The organism is Streptomyces sp. NPDC027189 (assembly GCF_055566975.1).
Window position 1 is genome coordinate 122,878 of record NZ_JBVHRI010000025.1, and the last position, 12,390, is coordinate 135,267.

At 70.1% G+C, this 12,390-nt stretch carries 7 protein-coding genes and 1 pseudogene; 3 read left to right on the top strand and 5 right to left on the bottom strand.

Annotation, left to right across the window (positions count from 1 at the left end):
- Positions 1 to 474 precede the first annotated feature (474 nt).
- Positions 475 to 4,521: a molybdopterin-dependent oxidoreductase gene (locus tag ACZ4RZ_RS39875; RefSeq protein ID WP_467752229.1), complete on the top strand. Its 4,047-nt coding sequence runs from the start codon at positions 475 to 477 to the stop codon at positions 4,519 to 4,521.
- A 203-nt stretch (positions 4,522 to 4,724) separates the two neighbouring features.
- On the opposite strand, the gene ACZ4RZ_RS39880 is transcribed toward ACZ4RZ_RS39875, so the two are convergent.
- Positions 4,725 to 5,723, bottom strand: a complete 999-nt coding sequence (locus tag ACZ4RZ_RS39880; RefSeq protein WP_467752199.1) for an XdhC family protein — start codon at positions 5,721 to 5,723, stop codon at positions 4,725 to 4,727.
- Between the two features lie 552 nt (positions 5,724 to 6,275).
- Between ACZ4RZ_RS39880 and ACZ4RZ_RS39885 the strand changes: the two genes are divergently transcribed.
- Positions 6,276 to 8,744 carry a SpoIIE family protein phosphatase gene (locus ACZ4RZ_RS39885; RefSeq protein ID WP_467752200.1) on the top strand — a complete coding sequence of 823 codons (2,469 nt, stop codon included), beginning with the start codon at positions 6,276 to 6,278 and terminating at the stop codon, positions 8,742 to 8,744.
- Between the two features lie 202 nt (positions 8,745 to 8,946).
- Here ACZ4RZ_RS39885 and ACZ4RZ_RS39890 read toward each other — a convergent pair whose 3' ends face one another.
- From ACZ4RZ_RS39890 to ACZ4RZ_RS39900, 3 genes are all read right to left on the bottom strand, one after another.
- Positions 8,947 to 9,405 (bottom strand): Fur family transcriptional regulator, encoded by a 459-nt coding sequence (locus ACZ4RZ_RS39890; protein ID WP_467752201.1) that lies wholly within the window; start codon positions 9,403 to 9,405, stop codon positions 8,947 to 8,949.
- Positions 9,402 to 10,028 carry an ATP-binding protein gene (locus ACZ4RZ_RS39895; RefSeq protein WP_467752203.1) on the bottom strand — a complete coding sequence of 209 codons (627 nt, stop codon included), beginning with the start codon at positions 10,026 to 10,028 and terminating at the stop codon, positions 9,402 to 9,404. The genes ACZ4RZ_RS39890 and ACZ4RZ_RS39895 overlap by 4 nt, the downstream gene beginning before the upstream one ends.
- Positions 10,029 to 10,570: 542 nt before the next feature.
- On the bottom strand, positions 10,571 to 10,885 hold the full coding sequence (locus ACZ4RZ_RS39900) for a hypothetical protein (protein ID WP_467752204.1): 315 nt from the start codon (positions 10,883 to 10,885) through the stop codon (positions 10,571 to 10,573).
- 79 nt (positions 10,886 to 10,964) lie between these two features.
- On the opposite strand from ACZ4RZ_RS39900, the gene ACZ4RZ_RS39905 reads away from it, so the two are divergent.
- A complete protein-coding gene (locus ACZ4RZ_RS39905; RefSeq protein ID WP_467752206.1) occupies positions 10,965 to 11,153 on the top strand; it encodes a hypothetical protein in 189 nt (62 codons plus the stop codon).
- Between the two features lie 286 nt (positions 11,154 to 11,439).
- Here the strand turns inward: ACZ4RZ_RS39905 and ACZ4RZ_RS39910 are convergent.
- Positions 11,440 to 12,289: pseudogene (locus ACZ4RZ_RS39910) on the bottom strand (acyl-CoA dehydrogenase family protein); the annotation flags it as partial.
- Positions 12,290 to 12,390 lie beyond the last annotated feature (101 nt).

Here is a 12,390-nt window from a genome sequence, read left to right on the forward strand (position 1 = left end):
CGAGCCAGTCGCCGACCCCATCGGTGGTGGTGAAGCGGATGGTTCTTCCGGGACCTATATCTCCCGCCAGTAGAAGGTCATCGACGCCCATGGCCTGGCCGCATGGTCCGCGCCCTTGCGGCTGCCCCGGAACCGTCACCGAGGTGGCAAGGCTGCTCATGGAGCAGGCCGACGCCCGCTGAACCGGGATGCCGGTGAGAGTCGCGCCCGTCAGCGGCACGAGCCATCGCGGTACAGCCCCCCCATCCGCATGCTCGGGTGCCGCCGCCGTAGCCCCGAGGCTGCTCCTCACATGCCCTGGAACACGGCTGTGTGGAGCGCGTAACCCCAGGTGATCAGGAGACGTGACAACCGCGCAATGGGCGCTTCGTAGCGTCGGCGGAAGAAGGATTCGATCACCGGGAGGGGCCGCTCGTGACCAGAACCACCACGCAGGTGCGGACGGTCTGCTCGTACTGCGGTGTGGGCTGCGGGATGGTGCTCGACATCGGGATGGGCCCCGACGGGCGGCGTACGGTCCTCAAGGCGTCCGGCGACAAAGCGCACCCCGCCAACTTCGGCCGCCTGTGCACCAAGGGTGCGACCACAGCTGACATGCTGGCCGCCCCCGGGCGGCTGACCACCGCTCTGATGCGCACCGAACGTGGGGCGGAGGCCGAGCCCGCCCCGGTGGACGCTACGATCACCGAGACGGCGCGCCAGCTGCGAGCGGTGATCGACGAGCACGGGCCCGACGCCTTCGCCTTCTACGTCTCCGGGCAGATGAGCCTGGAGGCCCAGTATCTGGCGAACAAGCTGGCCAAGGGCTTCGTGCGCACCAACCAGATCGAGTCGAACTCCAGGCTGTGCATGGCCAGCGCGGGCACCGGTTACAAACTGTCGCTCGGCGCGGACGGCCCGCCCGGCTCGTACCAGGACTTCGAGCGGGCGGACGTCTTCTTCGTCATCGGCTCCAACATGGCCGACTGCCACCCCATCCTCTTTCTCCGGATGATGGACCGGGTCAAGTCGGGCGGCGCCAAACTGATCGTCGTCGACCCGCGCCGCAGCGCGACCGCCGACAAGGCGGACCTGTTCCTGCCGATCCGGCCCGGGACGGACCTGGCACTGCTCAACGGCCTGCTGCACCTTCTGTACGAGAACGGGTACACCGACCCCGAGTTCATCGCCGCGCACACCGAGGGCTGGGAGGCGATGCCGGAATTCCTGGCCGACTACCCGCCCGCCACCGTCGCCGAGATCACCGGCATCCCGGAGGACGACATCCGTGAGGCGGCCCGGCTCATCGGCGAGGCCGGGGAGTGGATGAGCTGCTGGACCATGGGCCTCAACCAGTCCACGCACGGCACCTGGAACACCAACGCCCTGGTCAACCTGCATCTGGCGACGGGCGCGATCTGCCGTCCCGGCAGCGGTCCGTTCTCGCTGACCGGCCAGCCCAACGCCATGGGCGGCCGGGAGATGGGTTACATGGGTCCGGGTCTGCCGGGCCAGCGGTCGGTGCTGGTGGACGAGGAGCGCGCCTTCGTCGAGGAGCTGTGGGAACTGCCTCCGGGCACGGTCCGTAAGGACGGGGTCGGCCAGGGCACCATCGAGATGTTCCAGAAGATGGCCGACGGGGACATCAAGGCGTGCTGGATCATCTGCACCAACCCCGTCGCCTCCGTGGCCAACCGCAAGACCGTCATCGAGGGCCTGGAGAGGGCCGAGTTCATCGTCGCCCAGGACGTCTTCGCCGAGACGGAGACGAACGCGTACGCGGATGTCGTGCTGCCCGGAGCGCTGTGGACCGAGACCGAGGGCGTCCTCATCAACAGCGAGCGCAACCTCACCCTCGCGCAGCCCGCGGTGGAACCGCCGGGGGAGGCGATGGCGGACTGGCGGATCATCGCCGCTGTCGCCCGCGAGATGGGATACGAGGAGGGTTTCTCGTACGACAACGCGGAAGAGGTCTTCGAGGAGATCAAGCGCGCCTGGAACCCGAAGACCGGCTACGACCTGCGGGGCGTGACCTACGAACGGCTGCGGTCCACCCCTGTGCAGTGGCCGGCGGCGAGCGAGGACGGCCCCGACCGCAATCCGATCCGCTACATGGACGAGGACGGCGGCGGGCCGGTCTTCCCCACGGCGAGCGGCCGGGCGGTCTTCTACGCCCGTCCGCAGATCCCGGCCGCCGAGATGCCCGACCACGACTACCCGTACGTCCTGAACACCGGACGGCTGCAGCACCAGTGGCACACCCTCACCAAGACGGGCAAGGTCGCCAAACTCAACAAGCTCAACCCCGGGCCCTTCGTGGAACTCCATCCGAACGACGCCGCCGCGCTCGGCATCGCCGACGGCGACTCGGTGGAAGTCGCCTCGCGGCGCGGACGGGCGGTGCTGCCCGCCGTGGTGAGCGACCGGGTACGGCCCGGCAGCTGCTTCGCGCCCTTCCACTGGAACGACCTGTTCGGCGAATACCTGAGCGTCAACGCCGTCACCAGTGACGCCGTCGACCCGCTCTCCTTCCAGCCGGAGTTCAAAGTCTGCGCGGTGTCGCTGATGAAGGTAGCGGCTCCGGTGTCTGTGGCGGCTCCGCCACCCGCCGCGGCCGACACCCGTCCCAGCGCCACGGTGGCTCCGACTCCTGAGGGGACGACCGCACCAGCCGCCCTCACCGCAGGTCCCGCGGGCGCATTCGGGCTTGAGCTCGCCCCACCGCCCGTACTGGCCGAGCACGAGCGCCAGTACCTGATCGGCTTCCTCGCCGGCATCGAATCAGGCGCCCCTGGCGTGCCGGTGCTGCCGCCCGGCGCACCGTTCAGCCCCGAGCACGCGCTGTGGGTGAACGGCGTGCTGGCCGGCATGTACTCCCGGGCCGTCCCGGGAACGCCTGCGGCACCCGCGACACCTTGCGCCCCCGTCCGGGAGGTCATCGTTCTGTGGGCCTCGCAGACCGGCAACGCCGAGGAGTTCGCGGCGGCTGCCGCCGACCGCCTCACCACCACCGGGCACAAGGCCACCCTCATCGGCATGGACGACGCCCACCCCGGAGAACTGCCCACCGGCACCGACGTCCTGCTGATCACCAGCACCTTCGGCGACGGCGACGCCCCCGACAACGGCTCCGGCTTCTGGGACGCCCTGGCCGCACCCGACACGCCCCGCCTGGACGGCCTGCGGTACGCGGTCCTCGCCTTCGGTGACTCCTCCTACGACGACTTCTGCGGCCACGGCCGCCGCCTCGACCAGCGCCTCGACGAACTGGGCGCGGTGCGCCTCGCCCCGCGTACGGACTGCGAACCCGACTACGAGCCCTCCGCCACCGCCTGGCTCGACGAGGTCCTCACCGCCCTGACCAACGACGCGGAAACAGCTTCGCCGCCCGAGCCTGTCTCCGTCCCAGCGACCCGGTCGAAGAAGCCGGCCCCCGTCACCGCCCGCCTCACCGGCAACCAGCTGCTCAGCCTGCCCGGCGCGGGCAAGGAAGTCCGCCGCTTCACCTTCGACACTCGCGACAGCGAAACCCCACTCGCTTACCAGGCCGGGGACGCCCTCGGCGTACGCCCCGTCAACTCCCCGGACCTCGTCGCCGAATGGCTGGCCACCACCGGCCTCGACCCGGCGGCCGCCTTGGACCTGAACGGCACCGGCGAGGTCCCCCTCCACGAGGCCCTGCACCGGCATCTGGACATCACCCGTATCACCCCCGACCTGCTGCGCTTCGTCGCCGAACGCACCCACGACCGCGTACTGAAGAAACTGCTGCGCCCCGACAACAAGGACGAACTCGCCAAGTGGTCCTGGGGCCGCCAGGCCGTCGACGTCATCGCCGAACACCCCGTCCGCGCCGCCGCCCAGGAGTGGGCCGAGGTGCTGAAACCGCTCCAGCCCCGCCTGTACTCCATATCGTCCAGCCCGCTCACCGACCCCCACCTCGTCTCGCTGACGGTTTCCGTCGTCCGGTACGAGAACCCTGCCGGACGACCGCGCCAGGGCGTCTGCTCGCCCTTCCTCGCCGACGCCGACCCCGGCACACCCGTGCCGGTCTTCGTCCAGCCCTCCCCGAAATTCCGGCCGCCGGCCGACCCCGCCACCCCCATGGTGATGGTGGGCCCCGGCACCGGGATCGCCCCCTTCATCGGCTTCCTCCAGGAGCGCCGCACCCTCGGTCACCGCGCGCTCAACTGGCTATTCTTCGGCGAACAGCACCGGGCCACCGACTTCTACTACGAGGACGAGCTGTCCGCTTTTCTCGCCGAGGGCACCCTCACCCGCCTGGACACCGCCTTCTCCCGCGACCAACGCGCCAAGATCTACGTCCAGGACCGGATGCGTGAGCACGGCCCCCAGCTGTGGTCCTGGCTCCAGGACGGGGCGCACTTCTACGTGTGCGGCGACGCCTCCCGCATGGCCAAGGACGTCGACCAGGCCCTGTGGGACATCGCCACCACCCACGGCGGCCTCGGCGAGGCCCAGGCTGCCGCATACGTCAAGCAGCTCGCCGCCGACAAACGGTACGTCCGCGACGTGTACTGATCAGCCGCGGGTCAGCCGGCCTCGGCGCCCTCGCGGGCTTGGCCGGCCGCTCCTCACACGGTCAGCAGGATCAGCGGTACCGATTCCCCGGGCCGCCAGTTGGGGGGTACGCCGACGAGCGCGTCGGCGAGGGCAGCGCCGTGCAGGAACCCGGACCCGTGGCCGCCGGTGCGAGACCATGCTTCTCCCCGCCACAGCTTCCGTCAGGCGTTGATCGGCCCGGCACCTTCGCGGGGCGTGACGGCCTGGCGTTGGTCGAGCGCGGCGAGGATCTCTGCGCAGATGGCCAGGGCCGTCTCCGCCGGGGTGCGGGCGCCGAGGTCGAGGCCGATCGGGCCGTGAATGCGCCGCAGTTGCTCCTCGTCGAGCCCCGCCTTCACCAGGGCTGCGGCGCGGCGGGCCTGGGTACGTCGTGAGCCCAGCGCGCCGACGTAGGGGATGCCGGTGGTCAACGCGGTGTGCAGGGAGGGGATGTCGAGGTCCGGCTCGTGGCTGAGCACGATCAAGCAGGCAGCGGCGGAACGGTCGGCCAGCAGCTTGCGGGCATCCCGTGCGGCGTAGGCGACCGTGGCCTGCCAACCCAGCACCTGCGCCTGGGTGATGAGGAGTTCGGCGAGTTCACCGCCGCCGACGATGACCAGGTGAGGCACGGCCGGGCAGGTCTCGATCAGGACGAGGCCGGCGTCGGTGTAGCAGGTCTCGCGTCCGGCGCGGTGGCGGGCGAGCAGGTGCCGGGCCTGCTCGGCGGCCTGAGCGAAGGCCGCCGGATCATCGCCCTGGCGTACCGCAGTGACGACATCGCTGACGGCCTGGGTCTGGTCCTCGTCGAGCCGGGTGATCAGCGCGGCGTCGGCGCCCTCGCCCAACAGGGCCCACCAATGGGCGGGGACGGTGCGCAGCGGCTGGAGCAGGATCTCGGCCTGTCCGCCGCAGGTCAGCCGCGCTTCCTTGACCTCGTCGTCGTGTACGGCCACTTCGCACACGCGCGCGGTGTGCCCGGGCTGGAGTGCTGCGGCCTCTGCGGCCAGGTGGTTGTCGAACACACCACGGTACAAGGTGCCGTGGCAGTTCCCGTCCGCGTCGATGAGGATCGCGTCGGCGGGGTGCCGGGGCCCGAAGCCCTTCTCGGTGATCGGCCGGGCCAGCACAGCCGTACGGCCCTGAGCTACCAACTGCCGTGCCATGTCCGCCAGCTCACGCATGATCGCAGCCTTCCCTGTTCCGGGCTGTCGGCACCAGGAAACCGCCTGGTCAGCCTTGGCGCCGTCACGGGAATTCTAGTGAGCCCACCCGCGGCCCGACCAGTACGTACCGGACGAGCGCGAGGCGCGTGGACCGCGGAGCGCCCCTGCCTCGGCACCGCGGGCGGCGAGCACCTCCGCTGCACCGTGGAAGGTCCGGCCGGAGGGAGAGGAGCCCCAGTGGGAAGCGACCGCCCCGGTGCACGAGGCAGCGCGCCCAGCACTCCCCGCCGCGCTCCCCCGGGCCAGCGGCACGTGCACGGCTGGCCCGTCTCGCACTACGGGCCCGTACCTAGTAGTCGCCCTGCAGGATCCGCTGCGCTGTGCGTCGCCGGGTGATGTACAGCAGCCGTGGGGCGGCCAGGACGCTCAGTGCGCGGTCTCGCAGACGGGGCCGGCGCCCAGGGCAGCCGACGCAGCAGCGCCTCGTGGGAGGCGCGGTGCCCGCGCAAGGCCGTGCACCGGCGTGAGACTGTAGTCCTATGAATTAGGCCCCTCGAGGGGATCCGCACCATGGCGACAGAGGGCACGGCGTACGAATACCTCGCTGAGCCGTTCGACATCACCCGTGCGGCAGTGATCGGCATCGACGCGCACGGTCTGATCGAGCGATGGAGCAAGGGCGCGCAGGCGCTGCTCGGCTACCGGGCGCGCGAGGTTCTGGGGCAGTCTGCCGCCCCGCTGCTGACCGGCGGAGCAGACCTCGCGTCCGCCGTGTCCGAGCCGTGCCGTAGCGGCAACGGCTGGGAAGGCTTGGTCGCCGCCAGGCATCGCGCCGGCCACCGTGTGGAACTGGCACTGCGCACCTGCCCGCTCCAGGACGGTGGTGGGCGCCGAAGCTGGCTTGCCGTGGTCACCGAAGTGAGCTCGCTGCGCAGGTGGGAACTGGACCAGGCAATGCTGCACGGCCTGCTCGAGCAGTCACCCATAGGCATAGCCGTGGTGGACACCGAGCTGCGGTACCAGCTGGTCAACCGCGTGCTGGAACGCATGGACGGCGTGCCCGTCCAGCTGCGCATCGGCCGCAGAGTCGGGCAGGCCGTGCCCGGTGAAGCCGAATCCACCCTCGAGTGGCAGGCCAGGCAGGCACTGGACAGCGGGCAGACACTGGTGACGTTCCAGCATGCCGTACCTGAACCGGGCGAACTCCACCGAGTGGACCGCGAGCGCGTCAGGCTCTGCGCCTCCTTCCGTTTGCAGGACCGCACCAGCCGCGTCCTGGGCGTGTGCCACACCGCGGTGGACGTCACCGACCAAGACCGGGCTCGCCGGCGACTCGCCCTGGTGAACGAGGCCAGCAGCCGCATCGGCACCACCCTGGACCTGGACCGGACCGTGCGCGAGCTGGCCGAGATCGTGGTGCCCCAGGTCGCCGACTTCGTCGCGGTCGACCTGCTGGAAACGGTCTTGGCGGCCCGCGAACTCGCGCCCGTCGCGGTGGACGGCGCGACAGTCCTGCGCCGCGCAGCGCATCTCTCGATCCAGGAAGATCAGCCCGAGGTCGTGGTCTCGGCCGGTGACCCCACCCGCTATCCGCCCACCTCCCCGCAGAGCAGGTGCCTGGACACCGGTCGCTCGATCCGCGACCCGGTCGTCGACGAGTCAACGACGTGGCTGGCCCACGACCCGCTGCGCACGGCAAAACTGCGCGTTCTGGGCGTGCATTCCCACTTGGTCGTCCCCCTCCAGGCCCGAGGCATGACCATGGGCGTGGCCACGTTGCTGCGCTGGAAGTCCCCGGAGCCCTTCGACGACGACGACCAGCTCCTCGTCGAAGAACTGGCAGCCCGCGCGGCCGTCTGCATCGAGAACGCCAGACGTTTCACCCGCGAGCACAACACCGCACTCGCCCTCCAGCACAGCCTGCTCCCCCACGGCCTGCCCGAGCAGAGCGCGGTCGAGGCGGCCTACCGCTACCTTCCCGCCGACACCGAAGCCGGGGTCGGCGGTGACTGGTTCGACGTCATCCCGCTGTCCGGTGCGCGGGTCGCCCTGGTCGTCGGGGACGTGGTCGGACACGGTATCCACGCCGCGGCCACCATGGGCCGGCTGCGCACCGCCGTACAGACACTCGCCGACCTCGACCTGCCCCCCGACGAACTCCTGGCCCGCCTCGACGATCTGGTGATCCGACTCGCAGACGAAGCCGATGCCGTCGACGGCGGCCAGGTGATCGGCGGGACCTGCGTCTATGCCGTCTACGACCCCATCTCACGCAAACTTGCCGTGGCACGGGCCGGACATCCCAGCCCCGCCATAGCGCACCTGCGTGAACCAGTGGAATTCCCCGACATACCCGCCGGGCCACCGCTCGGACTGGGCGGCCTGCCCTTCGAATGCGCCGAGATCGATGTCGAGGAAGGAAGCGTGATCGCCTTCTACACCGACGGCCTCATCGAAGCCTCCGACCGCGACGTGGACGTCGGCTTCGAACGGCTCTGCTTCGCGCTGGCCCACCCCGACCGCCCACTCGACGAAATCTGCAACACCATGGTCCGGATGCTGCTGCCCGAGCACCCACGCGACGACGTCGCCTTCCTCGTCGCCCGCCCCCGCGCTCTCCGCGCCGACGACGTCGCCACCTGGGACGTACCCGCCGTCCCCTCGGCCGTCCACACCATCCGGCAGATGGCCAACCGGCAACTGGCCGCCTGGAACCTCGAGGACGCCGCATTCACCACCGAACTCATCGTCAGCGAACTCGTCACCAACGCGATCAGGCACGCCTCCCAGCCCATCAGCCTCCGCCTGATCCGAGAACGCACCCTCATCTGCGAGGTGTCCGACAGCAGCAACACCTCACCGCACCTACGCCGCCCCCTCAGCACCGACGAAGGCGGACGCGGACTCTTCCTCGTCGCCCAAGTCGCCCAACGATGGGGCACCCGCTACACGCCCCAAGGCAAAACCATCTGGGCAGAACAGCCACTGCCCTCGGCACGAGCCCACACCTCCCCGCGCCACACCCCCACCCGCACATAACCGGACGGCACCGCCCAAGAACCATGCCCACCCCACCCGCGAGTCCCTGCGGGCGTGTCCGAAAGATCGCGTAAGCCGGCGGGAGCTCGCTGCGGGCAACCGCACCTTCACCCAGCACCCTGCTGTGCGATGCCGCCACGTCGCGGCGGGGGCGCTGGACCGTCCGATGCGACAACCGGGGTGCGGGCAATGCCGCGCACTGTCAGGACGCCTGAGCCGCCGCCTGGCAGCCGGGGCACAAACCCCAGAAGGTCACGGCGGCCTCCTGGGTGAGATACCCCTCCGGCAGCTGCGGCTCCATGCACGGAGCCGCACCCACGCTGCACACGACATCACGGATGTCGCCGCAACGGCGGCAGACGAAATGGTGGTGATTGTCGTGACGCTCGGTCTCGTAGCGGGCCGGATGACCGGCAATCTGCGTACACCGCACCAGACCGGCATCCGTGAGCGCGTGCAGGACGTTGTAGGTCGCCTGCAAGGACAGGCGCCCCGTCACCTTCTGAGCCCGCTCGCGCACAGTGTCGGCATCGAGATGGCCCTGCGACTCGGACACCGCCACCAGCACGGCCATGCGCTGGGCCGTCACCCGTAGGCCGGCCCCACGCAACCGTGTCACCGCCTGTGCCATGGGCTCCGGGCCGGTCGTCGAGGGCGTCATGCCGCGTCACTCCTCCCGTCACCCTCCAGAGCCTCCACGCCATGGATGTCCAGCTCCTCCAGGCCGCCCTGCCCCATCCCCGGCGGGTTCATTTGCTCCAGGCCAGAGGAGTCCGCGTCGGCGGACAGCTCGAACCACACGTTCTTGCCCACCGGCCCCCGCTCATAGCCCCACCGGGCGGACAGCATGTCCACGAGCGCCAGTCCTCGGCCCCCCTCGTCCTCCAGGCTGGCTTCCGTCAGGCGAGGAAGCTGCGAAGAACCGTCACCGACCAGACAGCGCACGTCCGACACCCACTCCAGCGTCAGGCACAGCGGGCCGGCGCCATGCCGCAGCGCGTTGCCCACCAACTCACTCACCAGCAGCTCAGCGGTCGGCACGAGCTCCCCAAGTCCCCACCGGGGCAGTACGTCACTGATCGCTCTCCGCGCCACGCCACACGCGGCCAGCGACCACGGCAGAGACCACGGCCCACCCACGAACGACTCCACACACATCCCAGCGGAGGACACGGGCAGGCCGGGGGCAACGTCGGCCGCCTCGGCGGCTGCTCCCCACCTGCGGGATTCTCGAGCGACTGTGCGTTCCATGACGGCCTTTGGGAGACGGATGCAAATTCTCATCCCACCGTAAAGCCGAACTGGAATCAGTCAAGTCTGGAGATAACGTCACTTTTAACTACTAGTCCCAAATTGCCGAAAAGGTCACCGGCCCTCCGCACACGGACGACCGATTCCGGAAGCACACGGGGCAGGGCGGGCGCACCCTGGACGGCTCTCCCGCTCAGAGGGCCGGCCGGTGGCGCCACCGGGCGGGCCCGGCCCCGCCGGCCATTGGCCGGTGCGCGTCGGCCAGGCGCCGCCATCCTTGGCAAAGCGGCGGATGCGCTGGTGGCCCGCCATCAGCAGGAACGCACCGGACGCCTGCCCACACCCCAAGACACCGGCCCCGGACACGGCCTGCACGAGCCGCGGCCGGGGCACCGCTGGGCCTGAGTGCTGATGTGACAGGCGGGTGAGCCGGCGATAACGCCGTCCGGCATGACGTACGGCCCCCCGCTGCAGCCAACCTGTCCGACCCCTGCGCCTGCTACGAGCCCGGCTCCTCTTGGTGGGAGCCGACCGGCAGCGTCCGGGCCATGGCTGTCAGCCTGGGAGGGCTGCGGTCAGTGACCGCCGGTGGGACGATCGCAGCCGGGGTGGTCGGGATAGCCGCCGAAGGCATCGGCCTGCGTGGAGTCGCGATTCATCGTGCCCTCCACACACAGCGGGGACGCGTCGATGAGGAAGCCGACCCCGGTGGGACCGTTCTGGTACGACTGCACCTTCCCGGCAGAGAAGCCAAGGCCGGTCAGCGCGCTGCGGGTGCTCCCCGGGTCGAAATCACCGCGCTCACGCAGCGGTTCGAGCGCGCCCTCGACACGCCGGACAGCCACGAGCCCATCGCAGCGCTGCTGGCCGTGCAGCGGAAAGGGCACCATGAAGCCATGGTTCTCGGCGTAGTGGTCGGGCGGCGGCGTGGTCGGGCCTGAGCTGTCTGCTCTCGTCGATGGCGCGGGCGTGGGGCTCTCGCCGGGGCACGGGAAGTCCAGCGGCGTGCTCGGCGTCGCTGCCGAGGTCCGCGAGGACGCGTCCGTCCCCGCGGCGCCTGGCCGGTGCGTCCCGCACCCGGACACCACGATGGCGAGCACCGCCATCGGCAGCATCCCGAACCGGGCCCTCGTTGTCCTGATCATCCTCATGGCCTGATCCTCCCTCGCACCGCGCCCGGCGTCATGAGTCCTTCTGCTCATAGAGGCTTGATACGCAACCGCCGCAATCAGCCAGAGCGGTAGCCGAAACCGCCGTGCGGCAAGACTGGCCCGGGGCATGCCCTGGCCGGCTCCCGTTCCGAGTGGACGGTGCCGGACAGCACCTGCGAGAGCAGGCTTAAAGAAAGTGCCTGGCGGATGAAGAACTACACGGTCGTCCGGGGCTGCCGGCAGCGCGGCGACGGCCTCCACCACGCCGCGCTGGCCTTCGCTTACATGCGCCGTCAGCGGAAGGCCGCGTGCCCCGTCAGGGCCTGGCCGAGCGCGAGTGTGTGTATTTCGGTGGTGCCTTCGTAGGTGAGGACGGACTCCAGATGGTTCATGTGCCGGATCACCGGGTCCTCCAGCGAGATGCCGTTGGCGCCGAGAATTGTGCGGGCGGTGCGGCAGATCTCGATGGCCTCGCGCACATTGTTGAGCTTGCCGAAGCTGATCTGCGCAGGCTGGATTCCCGGCCCGTCCTTGAGGCGCGCCAGGTGCAGGGCCGTGGGGGTGGCCTTGTGCGGTTCCAGGGCCATGTCGACGAGTTTCTGCTGTGTGAGCTGGAAGGCGGCGGGCGGCTTTCCGAACTCCTCGCGCTGAGCCGCGTATTGAGCGGCCGCCTGCCAGGCCGAGCGTGACGCGCCCGTGACGCCCCACACGATCCCGTAGCGCGCCTCGTTCAGACAGGTCAGCGGCGCGGACACGCCACGCGCCCCGGGCAGCAAGGCGCTCGCGGGCAGCCGTACGCCGTCCAGGACGAGTTCGCTCGTGACGCTCGCCCGCAGCGACATCTTGTGCTTGATCTCGGGCGGAGAAGCAGAGCGTCGCGGTGGGGACGACAAAGCCGCGGATGCCGTCGTCGGTGCGCGCCCATACGACCGCGACCTCGGCCACCGAACCGTTGGTGATCCACATCTTGCGGCAGTCGAGGATCCAGTCGCCGCTGTCGCGGCGGGCCCGGGTCCGCAGGGACGACGGGTCCGAGCCGTGGTCGGGCTCGGTCAGACCGAAGCAGCCGATGGCCTCCCCCGCCGCCATCCGCGGCAGCCACTCCCGCTTCTGTTCCTCGCTCCCGAACCGGTGGACAGCGAAGGGCATGTTCAGCATGATCTAGCGCGGAACCCCGGGCGTTCACGCCCGGGAGGAAGCGCTTCTCTGGACTGCTCTGACTTGCGCGGGTGCTCGGGTCCGCA

What these genes read in the sequence shown, in the direction of transcription:
- ACZ4RZ_RS39890 (WP_467752201.1), bottom strand. Translation starts at nt 9,405, where the DNA reads ATGACGCCCTCGACGACCGGCCCGGAGCCCATGGCACAGGCGGTGACA.
- ACZ4RZ_RS39880 (WP_467752199.1), bottom strand. Translation starts at nt 5,723, where the DNA reads ATGCGTGAGCTGGCGGACATGGCACGGCAGTTGGTAGCTCAGGGCCGT.
- ACZ4RZ_RS39895 (WP_467752203.1), bottom strand. Translation starts at nt 10,028, where the DNA reads ATGAGAATTTGCATCCGTCTCCCAAAGGCCGTCATGGAACGCACAGTC.
- ACZ4RZ_RS39875 (WP_467752229.1), top strand. Translation starts at nt 475, where the DNA reads ATGGTGCTCGACATCGGGATGGGCCCCGACGGGCGGCGTACGGTCCTC.
- ACZ4RZ_RS39885 (WP_467752200.1), top strand. Translation starts at nt 6,276, where the DNA reads ATGGCGACAGAGGGCACGGCGTACGAATACCTCGCTGAGCCGTTCGAC.
- ACZ4RZ_RS39900 (WP_467752204.1), bottom strand. Translation starts at nt 10,885, where the DNA reads ATGGTGCCCTTTCCGCTGCACGGCCAGCAGCGCTGCGATGGGCTCGTG.